Raw genomic sequence first — 17,004 nt, 5'->3', positions numbered from 1 at the left:
CCTCCCGCTACCAGGAGCCGGGCTTGTAGTCCTTGAGGAAGACCCCGAAGAGGTCCTCGCCCGACTCGCCGCGCACGATCGGGTCGTAGACGCGGGCCGCACCGTCGACGAGGTCGAGGGGGGCGTGGAAGCCCTCCTCGGCGAGGCGGATCTTCGTGAAATGGGGCCGCTCATCCGTGATCCAGCCAGTGTCGACGGCGGTCATGAGGATGCGGTCGCTCTCGAACATCTCCCGAGCGCTGGTGCGCGTGAGCATGTTCAGGGCCGCCTTCGCCATGTTCGTGTGGGGGTGGCCCGGGCCCTTGTAGCCGCGTCCGAAGACCCCCTCCATCGCGGAGACGTTGACGATGTAGGTGCGGCGCGCCGACGACGCCTTGAGCGCGCCACGGAGCCTGCTCACGAGCAGGAACGGTGCCGTCATGTTCGCGAGCTGCACTTCGAGCATCTCGAGGGGCTCGACCTCGTCGACGTGCTGCGTCCACGAGTTGATGTGCAGCTCGTCCGGGAGCAGGCCGCCCGCGTCGATGGCGGTGCCAGCCGCGAGCCGCTCGAGCGACGAGGAGCCGGCAGCCATGGCGTCTGCGGTCAGCTCCTCGGCCGTGCGTCCCGCCGCCGAGGACAGGATCGGGTGCGCGGCGACCGACTCCGCCAGGGCGAGCGGGTGCGCGTCGTTCGTGTGCCCGAAGGTCACGAGCTCGGGAAGCGGCCCGTCCGGCAGCGGCGCGAGCTCCGCCTCGACGAGCGGCGCGTAGGAGCCGGGGGAGCGGCGCACCGTCTGGGCGGCATTGTTGATGAGGATGTCCAGCGGGCCAGCGGCCGTGACGGAGTCGGCGAGGCCCATGACCTGTGCGGGATCACGGAGGTCGATGCCGACGATCTTGAGCCGGTCGATCCACTCCGGCGAGTCGGGCAGGGCCGAGAACCGGCGGACGGCGTCGCGCGGGAAGCGCGTCGTGATCGTCGTGTGGGCGCCGTCGCGGAGCAGCCGCAGCGCGATGTACATCCCGATCTTCGCTCGACCGCCCGTGAGCAGGGCCCGCTTGCCGGTCAGGTCGGCGCGCGCATCGCGCTTCGAGTGGCTGAAGGCGGCGCATTCTGGGCAGAGCTGGTGGTAGAAGGCGTCGACCACCGTGTACGGCTGCTTGCAGATGTAGCAGGCGCGTGGCTTGAGCAGCTCGCCGGCCGTCGGGGCGGTCGTCGAGGTCGAGATCGGGATGCCGCGGGTCTCGTCGTCGATGCGGTCCGGTGCGCCCGTGGCGGTCGCGGCGACGACGGCCTTGTCGGCGTCGGCGATGCGCTGGCGCTTCGCGGCGCGCCCGACGCGCTTCACGTCCTTGAAGAACTGCGCCGTCGCCCGACGGACCGTGATGAAGTCCGGGTCCTCGCGGTCGTAGGCGGAGAGCTGCTCGAGCACGCGCAGGGTCGTCGCGAGGTCGGCCTCGGCGATGCGCTCTGGCGCGAATTCCGCGCCGTCGGTCTCTTCTGGCGTCGCCGTGGGCGTATCGTCTGGGGTCTCGGAAGGCACACGAGATTGTAGAGGCCAGCGGGCAGGCGCGCCACACGCGCCCACCCGCCGGCCTCGCGGGCCTCACCCCTCGACTAGGAGGCGACCGCCCTCGGCGCCCCCATGCCGGGGTCGATCTGGTCCGGGCCGTTCGCCGACGGGCGCACGTCGAAGTCGAAGATCGCCGTGGGCAGATAGACGGTGGAGCACGAGTTCGGGATGTCGACGACGCCGGAGAGTCGACCCTCGATGGGGGCCGAGCCGAGGAGCAGGTAGGCCTGCTCCGGTGCGTAGCCGAACTTCGTGAGGTAGTCGATCGCGTGCAGGCATGCCCGCTGGTAGGACAGATGGGAGTCGAGGTAGCGCTGCTCCCCGTCGAGCGTGACCGACGTGCCGGAGAACGCGATCCACTCGCTGTAGTTGGGCTCCACATTGCCCGGCATGAAGATGGCGTTCTCCGAGACGCCGTACGTCTCCATGCCTCCCTTGATCAGGTCGACGCGCACATCCATGAAGCCGCCCATCTCGATGGCGCCGCAGAAGGTGATCTCCCCATCGCCCTGGGAGAAGTGCAGGTCGCCCATCGACAGGTTCGCGCCGTCGACGAAGACGGGGTAGAAGATGCGGGTGCCCTTCGAGAGGTTCTTGATGTCCTGGTTGCCGCCGTTCTCGCGCGGGGGAGCCGTCCTGGCGGCCTCGCCGGCGACACGATCGAACTCGGAATCCGGGAGCGAGCCGAGCACGGCGAACTGCGGCTCCGGCGGCAGCGCGAGTGGCGGCACCCTGCCTGGGTCGGTCGCGATGAGCTTTCCCTCACGCGCGTTCCACTTCGCCAGCAGCTCCGCCGACGGAGCCGTCCCCATGAGGCCCGGGTGGATGAGGCCCGTGAAGGACACCCCGGGCACGTGACGTGACGTGGCCGTCTGGCCGCTGAAGTCCCAGATCGCCTTGTAGGCGTCCGGGAACTGATCGGTGAGGAACCCTCCGCCGTTCTCCTTCGCGAAAATTCCCGTGTAGCCCCACCCCTGGCCTGCGAGCGGACCCTTCTCCTGAGGAATCGGGCCGACGTCGAGGATGTCGACGATGAGGAGGTCGCCAGGTTTCGCACCCTCGATCCGGAACGGCCCGCTCAGCTTGTGCACCGTCAGCAGCGGCGCGTTCAGGATGTCCTCTGCGGAGTCGTCGTTGACGATCGCCCCGTCGAACCACTCCCGGCAGTCGACGCGGAACTCGTCGCCGGGCTTCACCGTCGCGACCGGCGGGATCTCCGGATGCCACCTGTTGTGGCCGATCTTCTCCTGGTCCTCGAACTTCTTCGTCGAGTCGAGTGGAAACAGCACGTCTGGCATGGCTCGGTCCTTTTCGTCGGTGACCGATTCGCCGTCCCTTGCGTGGCGGCAGCCTCGGTCGGTGCGAGCCCCGCGACGTCAGTGTCGCGGCAGCTTCGCGTGGAGTGGGTTGCGAGTGATGCCGCCGCCGGGTCTCCGAGGAGCTCCGGGGAGCGAGGTCACGACGTCCGGCTCATGCGCGGATCTCGAGGCGGCATCGATGAGGCCGTAGGCGGAAGAGCCTGCGACGGAGAGATGCGGGGCAGCCGGGCGGCGCCTCGCGTCTTGCCCGCACTCGGGACACACGGATCTCTCCGGCACCGAGTGCATGGTGTGCACCTCGTCGAAGCGGTGCGCGCTCTCGCACCGATACGTGTAGGTGGGCATCCTTGCCTCCCCTCGTCGAGGTACTGCCGACCGTAGCGGTGGGGCGCCGAGAGTGTCAATGTCCTCTCGGACACGCGTGCTGCGCGTCGGCGGGCGGATCCCAGCGTGTGAGCAGGAGCGTCCGCACGCTGCGGACGCGGAAGGGCCCGGTGCTGCTGAGCAGCGCCGGGCCCTTGCGATGTCACCAGACATCGAGATGTGCCCCCGACAGGAGTCGAACCTGCGACCTTCGGTACCGGAAACCGGTGCTCTATCCACTGAGCTACGGAGGCGGATGCGGAACTGAGCTTTCAGCAACGCGGAGCCAATACTAACAGGGCGCGAGGGTGCCCGAACGCCACTGCTCGCCGCCACGCGCGGCTGTGGGGGATGGCCACGGGAGCGTGACACAATCCGCTGGTGATGCGAAAGATCGAATCTGCCATTGACCTCGAACTCGACGGGGAAGCCGACCTCGTGTTCTCGATCGCTGCCCACACTCTGGCGAACCTTGAGAGCGAGTCGTTCACGATCACGGGTGACGGCGTGCCCCTCGACGTCATCGAATCCATCGACCGCTCCGAGTGCCGGCTGCACCGCGTGACGACCTCCGCGAAGCACATCGAGATGCGCTACTCCGCGACGGTGCTCGACCGCGCGCAGCCGAACGAGCCGGAGGAGCTGGACCTCATCCAGTTCCGCCGTCCGTCCCGCTACGCGGAGTCGGACCTCCTCGGACCGACCGCGCGGTCGATGTTCCGCGGCAAGCAGGGCTTCGAGCTCGTCGACGCGGTCGTCGACTGGGTCTCCAGGAACATCAGCTACGTGCCGGGCTCGAGCGCCCCGACCGACGGCGCGCGCGACACCTTCCTGAAGCGCCAGGGCGTCTGCCGCGACTTCGCTCACCTGACGATCGCGTTCCTGCGCGCCAACGACCTCCCGGCGCGCCTCGTCTCCGTGTACGCGCCGGGGCTCGTGCCCATGGACTTCCACGCCGTCGTCGAGGTGCTGGTCGACGGAGCCTGGTACGTCGTCGACTCGACGCACCTCGCGCCGCGCCGCCTCATGCAGCGCATCGCGAGCGGTCGGGATGCCGCGGACACGGCGTTCCTGAGCAACACGATCGCGAACCTCCGCCTGTCCAAGCTGCACGTCGACGCGACCTCGAGCGAGGTCATCCTCGAGGACTGGACCGAGCGGGTGCAGCTGGGTTGACGGTGGCGCGAGCAAGCGCCGCCGACGGCCCTCGAGCGCCTCTAGGATGGGAGGCCTATGACTTCTCCAGCTCTCGTCACGGCACTCACCACCGCTGTCAACGCCGCGCTCGCGCCCCTCGAGGGCGCTGAGGGCATCACCGTCCCCGAGACGGACATCGTTCTCGAACGGCCGCGCAACCGCGACCACGGCGACTGGGCATCGAACATCGCGATGCGCCTCGCGAAGCGCGTCGGCACCAACCCGCGTGAGCTGGCCTCCGGCATCGTCGAACAGCTGATCCTCGACCCGCAGGTGGCGAGTGCAGATGTCGCGGGACCCGGCTTCATCAACATCACCCTCGACACGGCCACGGCGGGCGCGCTCGCCAAGGTGATCGTCGACGCCGGATCGGCCTACGGCAATGGCGACTCGCTCGCCGGCGTCAAGCTCAACCTCGAGTTCGTCTCCGCCAACCCGACGGGCCCCATCCACATGGGCGGTGTCCGCTGGGCGGCCGTCGGCGACTCCCTGGCCCGCGTCCTCACGGCGGCAGGTGCCGACGTGACGCGCGAGTACTACTTCAACGACCACGGGGCGCAGATCGACCGCTTCGCGCGGTCGCTCCTCGCGGCGTACCTCGGCGAGGGCACTCCGGAGGACGGCTACGGCGGTGCCTACATCAGCGACATCGCCGGGCAGGTTGCCGCGGCCTACGGTGAGGGCATCGCGGAGCTCGACAGGGAGGCCCAGCAGGAGGTCTTCCGCTCCAAGGGCGTCGAGCAGATGTTCGGCGAGATCAAGCAGAAGCTGCACGACTTCGGCGTCGACTTCGACGTGTTCTTCCACGAGGATTCGGTGCACGAGTCCGGTGCGGTCTCGCGGGCCATCGAGCGCCTCCGCGAGCAGGGCCAGATCTTCGAGCAGGACGGTGCGCAGTGGCTGCGCACCACCGAGTTCGGCGACGACAAGGACCGCGTCGTCGTTCGATCCAACGGCAGCCCGACCTACATGGCCGGCGATATCGGCTACTACCTCGACAAGCGCGAGCGTGGCTTCGACCAGTGCATCATCATGCTCGGCGCCGACCACCACGGCTACGTCGCGCGCATGATGGCGATGGTCGCGGCGTTCGGCGACCAGCCGGGCGTCAACCTGCAGATCCTCATCGGCCAGATGGTGAATCTCGTGAAGGACGGCGAGCCCGTGCGCATGTCGAAGCGCGCCGGCACGATCGTGACGCTCGACGACCTCGTCGACGCCGTCGGCGTCGACGCGGGCCGCTACGCGCTCGTGCGCTCCTCGGCGAACTCGACGCTCGACATCGACCTCGACGTCCTCGCGCAGCGCACCAACGACAACCCCGTCTACTACGTGCAGTACGCGCACGCCCGGACCTGCGCGGTCGGACGCAACGCCGCCGAGTCCGGCGTCGACCGCTCGGTCTTCGAGCCGTCGCTGCTCGACCACGAGTCCGAGTCGGCGCTCCTCGGGGCGCTGCAGGACTTCCCGCGCGTCGTCGCGGCCGCCGCCGAGCTGCGCGAGCCGCACCGCGTCGCGCGCTTCGCGGAGGAGCTCGCTGGCCTCTACCACCGCTGGTACGACAGCTGCCGTGTCATCCCGCGTGGGGACGACGAGATCACCGACCTCCACCGCACCCGCCTGTGGCTGAACGACGCCACGAGCACGGTCCTGCGCTCGGCACTCACCATGCTCGGCGTCTCGGCTCCCGAGCGGATGTAGTCGGACGTGACCGCGCTCGGTCCGCCGGAGGAGCGCATCCAGCTCCTGCGGACGTCGCGTGCACGCAGCTGGGTCAAGGCCTCGCTCTGGCTGCTCGGCGCCCTGCTGCTGCTCGTCGGCCTCGACGTCGGGGTTCGCCTCGTCGCGCAGGATCGCATCGCCCAGCAGGTGCAGGACACGCTCCCGCCCGGGGTGGACGGTGAGGTCAGCGCGCGCGTGCACGGCTTCTCGACGCTGTGGCAGCTCGCCACCGGTCGGGCGAGCCACGTCACGGTGTCAGCGGATGAGCTCACCGCCTACGGCCTGAACCTGGCGGCGACCGTGGACGCGTACGGCGTGCACATCTTCGACGGGATGCGGACCGAGATGCTCACGGGCACGCTCAACGTGCCGGAAGCGACCCTCGAGGGCGTTGCCGCGCTCCCCGGAACCGATGCGTCGCTGGAACTCGGCGACGACGAGCTGTCCTACCGGTCGACGGTCTCCATCCTGGGCCTCACGGGCACGCTCACCGTCGACGCGCAGCTGCGCCTCGTCGATGGCGAGGTGATCATCGATCCGACGGACGTCGAGGTGTCAGGGACGGCCTTTGGACAGGCCCTCACGCAGGCGCTCCCTGACATCGCGGAGTTCGCGGTGCCGATCTGCACCGCCGACTACCTCCCCGCCGGTCTGCACGTGTCCGAGCTGCGCATCGCGGAGGGGATGCTCACGGTCGGCGTCGAGGCGAGGAACATCGCACTCTCTGCCGAGATCCCGGATTCCGGGGAGTTCTCCACCTGTCGCGACTAGTTTCGAGCTGCGACGATGGGGTCCGTGCCGACGAGGCCGCCCCGACGCGCTCGACGGATCGCACTCCGCGCGACGTCGGCCGGCCGCCGAAGAACTGGAGAACTGAGATGAGCATGCCGCCGAACGGACAGGGCTTCGGGCAGCAGCCGGGGCAGGGCCAGCATCCCGGATACGGTCAGCAGGCATCGCAGCCCGGGTACGGACAGCAGCCCGGCCAGCCGCAGCAGCCCGGACACGGCCAAGCACCCCAGCAGCAGCCCCCGTACGGCCAGGGCTCCGGGTACCCGCAGCCCTCGCAGCAGCCCGGCTACGGGCAGCAGCCGCAAGGACCGGGCTACGGCCAGCAGCAGCGGCCGCAGCAGTTCGGCCAGCCGCAGCACGGCGGCGCCCCACAGCAGTACGCGCAGTCGGGCGGTCAGCCGCCGCACGGTCAGCAGCCGGGTCCGTGGCAGGGCGGCCAGCCCCCGCAGGGCAAGAGGCCTCGGCCCTGGTACGCGCAATGGTGGCTCTGGACGGGCGTCGGTGTCGTCGTGATCGCCGGTGGTCTCGTCGTGGGCGAGGCCGTGGCCCGGGGGAACGTCACGAGCGCACTCGAGGAGCAGGCGGGGAAGATCGTCATCGACAACTACGGCGAGGCGGCGGCCCCGAGCGAGTACGCCGTCACGGTGGATGGCTTCAGCGTCCTCGCGCAGCTCCTCACCGGCAAGATCGAGCACGCCACCATGACGTCGCAGGGCGACGGCGACATCACCGTGGGCATCGACCTCACGGGCATCGACGCGTCGCTCGAAGGTCCCGTGGACTCGACCACGGTCGATCTCGTCGTCTCGACCGACGTCCTCGACGGCGTTCCTGCCGCGCTCCAGGGCGAGGAGAGCGAGATCAACACCGACTCCTACGACACGACCATCAGCTACGGCGACAACGTGATCAACATCGAGGCCATCAGCGGCACCGGCGAGTGGCAGGTGAAGGTCGAGTCCGAGCTCGGCTACGAGGCGACGGACGGCAAGCTCTTCGTGACGAGCGACAGCAGCATGACGCTCTTCGGGACCAGCATCCCGTTCGGCTCGAACGAGAAGGTCGAGGTGCCGACCTGTGCGGACTCGGAGCTCGAGGCGCAGGTCACCGAGGCGACCGTCTCCAGCGACGCGATCTCGTTCTCGTGGAAGGTCGACGGCGCGCAGCTGAGCGAGCTGCCCGCGGTGGCCGACTGCCTGTAGTCCGGCCGCGTGCGCGCTTGGGCCTCTCGCCTGTTCCGGCGAGGGGCCAGCCGATAGCATGCTCTGGTGCCTGAAGCTCTCCACGAACCCCACGCCACCCGCCAGACGGCTGCCAGCCCCCTGGCGCCCGCCGACCTCGATGTTCCGTCGGATCTCAACGAGCTCGACTCCCACGTCTGGTCGAGGAACGCCGCCCGAGCAGTTGACGGGGCGATCGAGATCGCGGGCATGGACGTCCGAGCGCTTGCGGAGCGGTTCGCGACGCCGCTCTACATCGTCGACGAGGTCGACGCCCGCGCGCGTGCAGCGGAGACCGTCGCCGCCTTCGCCGCCGCCTTCGAGCCCCTCGGCGTCACCGCCAAGGTCTACTACGCGGGCAAGGCGTTCCTGAGCGCCGACGTCGTCCGCTGGATGCTCGAGGCGGGCTGCGCCATCGACGTCTGCAGCGAAGGCGAGCTCGCCCTCGCGATCGCCGCGGGCGCACCACCCGCACGCATCGGCTTCCACGGCAACAACAAGTCGACGCGCGAGATCGGCATCGCCGTCGCCGCCGGTATCGGGGCGATCGTGCTCGACAGCTCCCAGGAGCTCGACCGCGTCGCGGTGGCCGCCCTGGCCGCGGGCGTTCGGCAGCCCGTGAGGCTGCGCGTCAACTCCGGTGTGCACGCCTCGACACACGAGTTCCTCGCCACGAGCCGAGAGGACCAGAAGTTCGGCATCCCCCTCGACGAGGTGGATGCGTTCGTCGCGCGCATCCGCGAGCACGATTCCCTAGAGTTCCTCGGCCTGCACTCGCACATCGGCTCGCAGATCTTCGACGCCGATGGGTTCGGCGAGGCCGCCGACCGCCTCGTCGAAGTCCACGCTCGCCTCCTCGAAGGGGGACCGGTTCCGGAGCTGAACCTCGGGGGTGGCTACGGCATCGCCTACCTGCCGCGCGAGACGCCCACCGACATCCGCACGATGGCCTCCCACATCGCCTCCCACGTGGCAGCGGCCTGCTCGAGGCTCGGCGTCGCAGTGCCGAACATGGCCTTCGAACCGGGGCGGACCATCATCGGCCCCGCCGGGACCGCCTTGTACGAGGTCGGGACGACGAAGACCGTTCGAGTCCCGCTCGACGAGGGCGGCAGTGCCGAGCGACTCTACGTCTCCGTCGACGGCGGCATGAGCGACAACGTCAGGGCGGCCCTCTACGAGGCCGAGTACAGCGTTCGCCTGGCTTCGCGGGCCTCCGCGGCCGACGCAGCGCTCGTTCGTGTCGTTGGAAAACACTGCGAGTCCGGCGACATCGTCGTTCTGGCAGACTATCTTCCGAGCGATGTCGCCCCTGGCGACCTCGTCGCCGTGCCAGCGACCGGCGCATACTGCTGGTCGCTCTCGAGCAACTACAACATGATCGGCCGACCGGCCGTCGTCGCGGTTCGCGACGGCGAGGCGCGCACGCTGATCCGTGCGGAGTCCGTGGCCGATCTGCTTGCCAGAGACGCGGGACTCCCAGCTGCCGTGACCGATGAGCGCCCGTAACCGAGGAGAACCGATGAACCAGAACCGACCCATCCGAGTCGCCCTGCTCGGCGCGGGATCCGTCGGGTCGCAGGTCGCCCGCATCCTGATCGAGAACGCCGACGAGCTCGCCGCTCGTGTCGGCGCTCCGCTGCTGCTGACCGGTATCGCCGTCCGCAACGTCGATGCGAAGCGCGACGTGGATCTGCCGAAGGAGCTCTTCACCGACGACGCGGAGCGGCTCATCCTCGGCTCCGACATAGTCATCGAGCTCATGGGCGGCATCGACCCGGCGAAGGGCCTCATCTCCCTGGCGCTGTCGACGGGTGCCGACGTCGTGACGGCGAACAAGGCGCTCGTCGCGGCGCATGGCCCCGAGCTCTTCGACCAGGCAAGGCGCGTCGGCGCTCAGCTCACCTACGAGGCCGCCGTCGCCGGCGCCATCCCGATCATCCGCCCCCTGCGCGACAGCCTCGCGGGCGACCGGGTCGAGCGCATCCTCGGCATCGTGAACGGCACGACGAACTTCATCCTCGACCGGATGCACACACGCGGCGACTCGCTCGAGGAAGCGCTGCGCATCGCCACCGACCTCGGTTACGCGGAAGCCGACCCGACGGCCGACATCGGCGGCTACGACGCCCAGCAGAAGGCGGCGATCCTCGCCTCTATCGCCTTCCACACCGAGGTCCCCGTCGAGCTCGTGCACCGCGAGGGCATCACCGAGATCACGATCGAGCAGATCGAGCGCGCCAAGGCGGCGGGCTTCGTCGTGAAGCTCCTCGCGATCTGCGAGCGCGTCACGACCGCCGACGGAGTCGAGGGCATCTCAGCGCGCGTGTACCCCGCGCTCGTCGACGCGCAGCACCCGCTCGCGTCGGTGCACGGCGGCAACAACGCCGTCTTCGTGCAGGCGCAGGCAGCCGGCGACCTCATGTTCTACGGCGCCGGCGCCGGGGGAGTGGAGACCGCGTCAGCCGTGCTCGGCGACCTCGTCTCCTCCGCCCGTCGACGCGTCAACGGTGGCCCTGGCCTCGGCGAGTCGACGCACGCCGACCTGCCCGTCCTCGACGTCGGCGAGATCACCACGCGCTACCAGATCATCCTCGAGGTGCACGACCGTCCAGGCGTGCTCGCCGAGATCGCGAAGGTCTTCAGCGACTTCGGCGTCTCCGTCTCGACGCTCGAGCAGCGCAGCGCCGACTCGGGCGATGCGACGGCTGGTTCCGGCGCACCATCGACCGGCGAGGCCGAGCGGGGCGCCACGCTCGTCATCGGCACGCACTCGGCGACCGAGCGAGCGCTCTCAGCGCTTGCGCAGGCGCTCGCCGAGCACGAGGCATCACGGCGGGTCTCCGGGGTGCTCCGTGTCGAGGGCGCGCTCTAACGCAGGGCGGTTCGACGCCGCCGACGGCACCCCGTCGGCCGTCATGCCCATCGATATCAATCCAATCGCAACAGTCCTCTGCCTAGGAGTCGCAGCATGAAGCAGGTCGAACAGGCGCGTCGCGTCGAAGTCAAGGTCCCCGCGACGAGCGCCAATCTCGGTCCGGGCTTCGACACCCTCGGACTCGCGCTTGCCGTGTACGACACGCTTGTCGTCGAGAGCGCGCCGAGCGGCGTGCTCGAGATCGAGGTCCAGGGAGTGGGGGCGGACAGCGTGCCCCGCGACGCCTCGCACCTCGTGGTGCAGTCTATCGAGCACACGCTGAACGGACTGGGCTACGAGCTGCCCGGGCTGCGCATCAGCGCCGTCAACACGATCCCGCACGGGCGAGGCATGGGCTCATCCGGCGCCGCCATCGTCTCCGGCGTCATGGCGGCTGCCGCGCTCGTGTCGAACGACGTCGATGTCGACGCGGACACGCTGCTGCGCTTCGCCACCGAGCTCGAGGGACACCCCGACAACGTCGCGCCCTGCCTCTTCGGCAGCCTCACGATCGCCTGGGTCGGCGAGAACGGCCCGCGCTCCAAGCAGCTGCTCGTGCACCGTGGCGTCTCGCCCATCGTGCTCATCCCGACGGAGACGATGTCGACGAAGCTCGCCAGGAGCCTCCAGCCGGAGAGCGTCCCCCACGCCGACGCGATCTTCAACCTCTCCCGCTCGGCGCTGCTCGTCGCCGCACTCGTGCAGAGCCCGGAGCTGCTCTTCGAGGCGACGGAGGACCGGCTCCACCAGAGCTACCGCGCATCCGCGATGCCCTTCACGAGCGGCCTCGTCGCCGAGCTGCGCGCCGCGGGGCTGCCCGCCGTGGTCTCCGGTGCGGGCCCGAGCGTCCTCGTGCTGTGCTCCAGCCCCGAGCAGCGCCTGCAGGCGGCCGCCGTCGCCGAGGCCAACACGCAGACGAAGTGGAACGCCATCATGCCCGCCGTTGATTTCCTCGGTGCTACAGTTGAGGTGCTGTCGGGCGACGCGGCCACACTCTCGGTGTAGGCACAGCGCGACAGCTTCAACTCTCCGAGCAGCGGAGTACGCACCCCCCTCGATTTCTGTCGATGTGGTTCAGAGTGTGTGAGAAGTCCCGCTCGCTCGATCTGAACACCGCAGAACGCGGTAGAGGTAAGGACTCACAGCAGATGACTGACACAACACCAACTGCGGGGCAGGAAGCCCCGCTCACCTCGATGAAGGTCGCCGACCTCCAGGCGCTTGCCGCCGGACTCCAGATCCGCGGCGCACGCAGCCTGCGGAAGGGAGCACTCATCGAGGCCATCGAGGCCGCACGCTCGAGCGCCGAGCCCGAGACGGTCGCCGCAGAGGCTCCGGCCGAAGCGGTTGAGGAGCACTCGGCACCCGTCGAGCCTTCCGCCCCCGAGGCCGAAGCGCCGACCTTCGTCGTCGATGAGACACCGGCCGTCACCGAGGACGACCGCACGGCGAACGACCGCACCGAGGCGCCGGCATCCGAGGTCTCCGAGGCCGAGCAGTCCTCGGCCCCGAGCGTCCCCGAGCTGTCCCTCGACGACCTCGTCCTCCCGCCCGCCCGCGGCGAAGCCTCAGAGCAGGACGACGCACGCGACGAGGACCAGGGCCGCGCCGGCCAGCGCAAGCGCGGTCGCGGTCGTGGACGCCGTGGTCGCGGAGCCGACAACGAGCAGGGCACGGACAACGCTGAGCCGGCCGCCAAGCAGGATGAGGCGCCAGCAGAGCAGAGCGGCGACGTGCAGGACGACGAGCAGCAGGGCGGACGCCGCCAGCGCGGACGCTCTCGCGGACGCGGCGGCGAGCAGGCACAGGGCCGTCCCGAGACCCCGCAGGCCCAGGACGCTCCGTCCGACGACGAGACCGACGAGCAGCGCCGCAGCCGCGGCGGACGCTACCGCGACCGCAAGCGCGGACGCGGAGGCGCTGAGGACACCGAGCCGGAGATCGCAGCCGACGACGTCCTCCTGCCCATCGCCGGCATCCTCGACGTCCTCGACAACTACGCCTTCGTCCGCACCAGCGGCTACCTCCCGGGACCCAACGACGTCTACGTGTCGCTCGCGCAGGTCAAGAAGTACCAGCTCCGCAAGGGCGACGCCGTCGTCGGCGCCATCCGCCAGCCGCGCGAGGGCGAGAACCAGCACGGCCGCCAGAAGTTCAACGCGATCGTCCGGTTCGACGCCATCAACGGCCAGTCGCCGGAGGAGCCGCGCCAGCGTCCCGACTTCGACTCGCTGACCGCGCTCTACCCGCAGGAGCGTCTCCGTCTCGAGACGAGCGAAGATCGCGTCGCGACTCGACTCATGGACCTCTTCGCGCCCATCGGCAAGGGCACACGTGGCCTCATCGTCGCCCCGCCCAAGTCGGGCAAATCGATCGTCCTCGAGCAGGTCGCAGCTGCCGTCGCGAAGAACAGCCCAGACGTGCACCTCATGGTCGTCCTCATCGACGAGCGTCCCGAAGAGGTGACGCACATGCAGCGCACCATCCAGGGCGAGGTCGTCGCGGCCACCTTCGACCTCCCGGCCGACGACCAGACGACCGTCGCGGAACTCGCCATCGAGCGAGCCAAGCGCCTCGTCGAGCTCGGCCACGACGTCGTCGTGCTGCTCGACGGCGTCACCCAGCTGTGCCGCGCCTACAACCTCGCGGCACCCGCATCCGGACGCATCCTGCCCGGCGGCGTCGACGCGTCCGCGCTCACCCCCGTTCGACGCTTCTTCGGCTCCGCCAAGAACGTCGAGAACGGTGGATCGCTCACGATCCTCGCCACGGCGATGATCGGCACCGGCTCCAAGACCGAGGACACCATCCTCGAGTCGTTCGCGGGAACCGGGAACATGGAGCTTCGCCTCTCGCGCGACATCGCCGACAAGCGCGTCTTCCCGGCCATCGACATCTCGCACTCGCAGACGCTCCGCGAGGAGCAGCTGCTCACGCCGCAGGAAGTCGAAGCGACCTGGAGCATCCGCCGTGGGCTCACGGGAGGCAACGCGCTCCTGTCGCTCGAAGCCGTCCTGGCACGAGTCGCCAGCACGACCACCAACGCAGAGTTCCTCGCTTCCGTCGCGAAGCAGCCCATCCGCGCAGCCAAGGCGTAGTCGTGGCCAGACACGAGATGGCCGACTCCGTTCGGCAGCTTCGCGCCGAGCACGAAGACCTGCAGGAGCAGCTCGCCGACCCCGAGCTGCACGCCAACCCGGCGCGCGCCAAGAAGGTCAACAGGCGCTACGCGCAGCTCGCGCAGATCCTCGCGGCGGACGCCTCGAGGGCCGAGCTCGAGGACGACCTCGAGGCGGCGCGAGAGCTCGCGAAGGAAGACGAGTCGTTCGCGGAAGAGGTTCCCGTGCTGGAGGAGAACCTGCGCGTCGCGCAGGAGAAGCTCCGCCGCCTCCTCATCCCGCGTGACCCCGACGATGGACGCGACGTCATCATGGAGATCAAGGGCGGTGAGGGCGGCGAGGAATCGGCGCTCTTCGCCGCCGACCTCCTCCGCATGTACTCGCACTACGCGGAGCAGCGCGGCTGGAAGACCGAGATCATCTCCTCGACGGAGAGCGACCTCGGTGGCTTCAAGGACGTCCAGGTCGCCATCAAGGGCAATGCGAACGACCCGGCACTCGGTGTGTGGGCCAGCCTCAAGTACGAGGGTGGCGTGCACCGCGTCCAGCGGGTGCCGGCGACCGAGTCGCAGGGCCGCATCCACACCTCGACGACGGGCGTGCTCGTCTTCCCCGAGGTCGATGAGCCCGAGGAGATCGAGGTCAGCCCGAACGACCTCAAGATCGACGTCTTCCGTTCCTCAGGCCCTGGCGGCCAGTCGGTGAACACGACGGACTCGGCGGTGCGCATCACGCACATCCCGACCGGCATCGTCGTGTCGATGCAGAACGAGAAGAGCCAGATCCAGAACCGCGCCGCCGGCATGCGAGTGCTGCTCGCGAGGCTGCTCGCTCACCAGCAGGAGCAGATCGCCGCGGCTGAGTCGGAAGCCCGCTCCGGCCAGATCCGCACCATGGATCGCTCCGAGCGCATCCGCACGTACAACTTCCCGGAGAACCGCATTGCGGATCACCGGACGGGGTACAAGTCGTACAACCTCGACCACGTGATGAACGGGGCCCTCGGTCCGGTCATCCAGTCGGCCATCGCTGCCGACGAGGAAGCCCGGCTCGCGGCGCTCTCCGGCAACGACGACTAGACGCACCACCGCAACGCGAGACGGCGACCAGCAGATCTGCTGGTCGCCGTTTCTCTGTCTGCAACGCGGAGACGTCCGCAGTGCTTAGACCTCTACAGGCCGATGCATCCCGCTGGTTCGGGTCGAACCTTTGAGATCTTTTAGATCTCGTAGTATCCGACCAGATCCTGTTCCGCGGAGGTCCGCTGGCGGATGCGTGCCGGAACCCCCGTCAGCACGGAGTTGGGCGGTGCGTCGCGCGTGACGACCGCGTTCGCACCCACTCGCGAGTCGTCGCCCACCGTGATGTTGCCGAGGAGCTTCGCCCCGGCTCCGATCAGGACGCGGCTTCCGACCGTTGGGTGCCGCTTGACGCGATGACCCGACGTGCCTCCGAGCGTGACGCCGTGGTAGATGAGGACATCGTCCCCGACGATCGCCGTCTCGCCGATGACGATGCCCATGCCGTGGTCGATCACGACTCTGCGGCCGATCCGGGCACCGGGATGGATCTCGACACCGGTCGCGAAGCGATTGAACTGCGAGAGCGTGCGCGCGAGCAGTTTCGTGCCAGGGCGCATCCAGAGCGTGTGGGCCGCGCGGTGCAGCCACAGGGCGTGGAGTCCCGAGTAGTTGACGACGATCTCGAGCTTCGAGCGGGCCGCCGGGTCGTTCTTCCGCGTCGCCGCGATGTCCTCCCTGACCCGACGCCAAACGCCGACACCATGCGGTGCCGGCGTTCGACGAGGAGCTGCCGTTGCCACTCGCTAGTCGCGCAGGTCGTCGAAGAGCACCGTCGAGAGGTAGCGCTCGCCGGTGTCGCAGATGATGACGACGATGTTCTTCCCTGCGTTCTCCGGACGCCTTCCGATCTCGAGAGCGGCCCAGAGGTTCGCTCCGCTCGAGATGCCGCTGAAGATGCCCTCGGTCGAGGTCAGTGCGCGGGAGACGCGGATGCTGTCCTCGAGTGTTGCGTCGAGCACCTCGTCGATGACGTCACGGTCGAGCACATCGGGAACAAAGTTCGCGCCGAGGCCCTGGATCTTGTGCGGCCCGGCCTTGCCCTCCGTGAGGAGCGGCGAGTCCTTGGGCTCGACGGCCACGATCTTGACGTCGGGCTTGCGCTCCTTGAGCACCTGCCCGACACCGGAGATGGTGCCGCCCGTGCCGACACCGGCGACGAAGATGTCGACCTCGCCGTCGGTGTCCGCCCAGATCTCCTCCGCCGTCGTCTCGCGGTGGATCTGCACGTTGGCTTCGTTCTCGAACTGTCGGGCGAGGATCGCGCCAGGCGTCTCGGCGACGATCTCCTTGGCGCGTGCGACGGCTCCGCGCATGCCCTCTGGGCCTGGCGTGAGCACGAGCTCCGCGCCGAAGGCCTTCAGGAGCTGGCGGCGCTCGATGGACATGGTCTCGGGCATCGCCAGGATGACGCGGTAGCCACGGGAGGCGCCGAGCATGGCGAGCGCGATACCCGTGTTGCCCGACGTGCCCTCGACGATCGTCCCACCGGGCTGCAGCTCGCCACTCTGCTCAGCTGCGCGGATGATGCCAAGGCCCAGGCGGTCCTTGACGGAGGAGCCAGGACCGAAGAACTCGAGCTTGGCGAGGATGTTCGCGCCGGTGTCGTTGATGCGGCCGAGCTTGACGAGCGGGGTGCGGCCGACGACCTCGGTGATGTCGTTGTAGATCTTTCCAGTCACTTCGTGCCCTTCTGGGATGCTGTGTGAACTTCGTGGGAG

The 17,004-nt window shown here is 69.0% G+C and carries 14 protein-coding genes and 1 tRNA gene; 9 read left to right on the top strand and 6 right to left on the bottom strand.

Features of this window, described 5'->3' with window-relative positions:
- Positions 1-7: 7 nt before the first annotated feature.
- The 4 genes from C5B99_RS09620 to C5B99_RS09605 all read right to left on the bottom strand — a co-directional run bounded on the left by C5B99_RS09620 (position 8) and on the right by C5B99_RS09605 (position 3,491).
- Complete coding sequence (locus C5B99_RS09620; RefSeq protein ID WP_104242101.1) at positions 8-1,447, bottom strand: SDR family NAD(P)-dependent oxidoreductase; 1,440 nt, start codon at positions 1,445-1,447, stop codon at positions 8-10.
- A 152-nt stretch (positions 1,448-1,599) separates the two neighbouring features.
- Entirely contained in the window at positions 1,600-2,853 is a 1,254-nt protein-coding gene (gene fmdA, locus C5B99_RS09615) for a formamidase (RefSeq protein ID WP_104241511.1), read from the bottom strand.
- 78 nt (positions 2,854-2,931) lie between these two features.
- Positions 2,932-3,219: a zinc ribbon domain-containing protein gene (locus C5B99_RS19810; RefSeq protein ID WP_181057795.1), complete on the bottom strand. Its 288-nt coding sequence runs from the start codon at positions 3,217-3,219 to the stop codon at positions 2,932-2,934.
- Between the two features lie 199 nt (positions 3,220-3,418).
- A tRNA-Arg gene (locus C5B99_RS09605) sits at positions 3,419-3,491 on the bottom strand.
- 130 nt (positions 3,492-3,621) lie between these two features.
- On the opposite strand from C5B99_RS09605, the gene C5B99_RS09600 reads away from it, so the two are divergent.
- The 9 genes from C5B99_RS09600 to prfA all read left to right on the top strand — a co-directional run bounded on the left by C5B99_RS09600 (position 3,622) and on the right by prfA (position 15,283).
- Entirely contained in the window at positions 3,622-4,413 is a 792-nt protein-coding gene (locus C5B99_RS09600) for a transglutaminase family protein (protein WP_181057844.1), read from the top strand.
- 57 nt (positions 4,414-4,470) lie between these two features.
- Complete coding sequence (gene argS / locus C5B99_RS09595) at positions 4,471-6,135, top strand: arginine--tRNA ligase (RefSeq protein ID WP_104241508.1); 1,665 nt, start codon at positions 4,471-4,473, stop codon at positions 6,133-6,135.
- 6 nt (positions 6,136-6,141) lie between these two features.
- Positions 6,142-6,927: a DUF2993 domain-containing protein gene (locus tag C5B99_RS09590; RefSeq protein ID WP_104241507.1), complete on the top strand. Its 786-nt coding sequence runs from the start codon at positions 6,142-6,144 to the stop codon at positions 6,925-6,927.
- Positions 6,928-7,034: 107 nt separating this feature from the next.
- On the top strand, positions 7,035-8,150 hold the full coding sequence (locus tag C5B99_RS09585; protein ID WP_104241506.1) for an LmeA family phospholipid-binding protein: 1,116 nt from the start codon (positions 7,035-7,037) through the stop codon (positions 8,148-8,150).
- 66 nt (positions 8,151-8,216) lie between these two features.
- Positions 8,217-9,677, top strand: coding sequence for a diaminopimelate decarboxylase (lysA, locus tag C5B99_RS09580; protein WP_104241505.1), 1,461 nt, complete (start codon positions 8,217-8,219; stop codon positions 9,675-9,677).
- Positions 9,678-9,690: 13 nt separating this feature from the next.
- Entirely contained in the window at positions 9,691-11,043 is a 1,353-nt protein-coding gene (locus C5B99_RS09575) for a homoserine dehydrogenase (RefSeq protein WP_104241504.1), read from the top strand.
- A 96-nt stretch (positions 11,044-11,139) separates the two neighbouring features.
- Positions 11,140-12,090, top strand: a complete 951-nt coding sequence (gene thrB, locus C5B99_RS09570) for a homoserine kinase (RefSeq protein WP_104241503.1) — start codon at positions 11,140-11,142, stop codon at positions 12,088-12,090.
- A gap of 143 nt (positions 12,091-12,233) precedes the next feature.
- The gene (rho, locus tag C5B99_RS09565; protein WP_104241502.1) at positions 12,234-14,183 is read left to right on the top strand and encodes a transcription termination factor Rho; all 1,950 of its coding nucleotides are present in this window, start codon (positions 12,234-12,236) and stop codon (positions 14,181-14,183) included.
- Between the two features lie 17 nt (positions 14,184-14,200).
- The gene (prfA, locus tag C5B99_RS09560; protein ID WP_104241501.1) at positions 14,201-15,283 is read left to right on the top strand and encodes a peptide chain release factor 1; all 1,083 of its coding nucleotides are present in this window, start codon (positions 14,201-14,203) and stop codon (positions 15,281-15,283) included.
- 140 nt (positions 15,284-15,423) lie between these two features.
- On the opposite strand, the gene cysE is transcribed toward prfA, so the two are convergent.
- Positions 15,424-16,026, bottom strand: coding sequence for a serine O-acetyltransferase (cysE, locus tag C5B99_RS09555; RefSeq protein ID WP_104241500.1), 603 nt, complete (start codon positions 16,024-16,026; stop codon positions 15,424-15,426).
- Between the two features lie 3 nt (positions 16,027-16,029).
- Positions 16,030-16,965 (bottom strand): cysteine synthase A, encoded by a 936-nt coding sequence (gene cysK / locus C5B99_RS09550; protein WP_258063133.1) that lies wholly within the window; start codon positions 16,963-16,965, stop codon positions 16,030-16,032.
- Positions 16,966-17,004: the final 39 nt, after the last annotated feature.

This window comes from Pseudoclavibacter sp. Z016, assembly GCF_002931215.1.
Lineage (GTDB): Bacteria > Actinomycetota > Actinomycetes > Actinomycetales > Microbacteriaceae > Pseudoclavibacter.
This window is presented reverse-complemented; position numbering and strand designations above follow the sequence as displayed.

Excerpts from the sequence above, each read along its gene's own strand:
- argS (WP_104241508.1), top strand. The coding sequence starts at position 4,471 with ATGACTTCTCCAGCTCTCGTCACGGCACTCACCACCGCTGTCAACGCC.
- C5B99_RS19810 (WP_181057795.1), bottom strand. The coding sequence starts at position 3,219 with ATGCCCACCTACACGTATCGGTGCGAGAGCGCGCACCGCTTCGACGAG.
- rho (WP_104241502.1), top strand. The coding sequence starts at position 12,234 with ATGACTGACACAACACCAACTGCGGGGCAGGAAGCCCCGCTCACCTCG.
- C5B99_RS09585 (WP_104241506.1), top strand. The coding sequence starts at position 7,035 with ATGAGCATGCCGCCGAACGGACAGGGCTTCGGGCAGCAGCCGGGGCAG.
- fmdA (WP_104241511.1), bottom strand. The coding sequence starts at position 2,853 with ATGCCAGACGTGCTGTTTCCACTCGACTCGACGAAGAAGTTCGAGGAC.
- thrB (WP_104241503.1), top strand. The coding sequence starts at position 11,140 with ATGAAGCAGGTCGAACAGGCGCGTCGCGTCGAAGTCAAGGTCCCCGCG.
- prfA (WP_104241501.1), top strand. The coding sequence starts at position 14,201 with ATGGCCGACTCCGTTCGGCAGCTTCGCGCCGAGCACGAAGACCTGCAG.
- C5B99_RS09600 (WP_181057844.1), top strand. The coding sequence starts at position 3,622 with ATGCGAAAGATCGAATCTGCCATTGACCTCGAACTCGACGGGGAAGCC.
- C5B99_RS09575 (WP_104241504.1), top strand. The coding sequence starts at position 9,691 with ATGAACCAGAACCGACCCATCCGAGTCGCCCTGCTCGGCGCGGGATCC.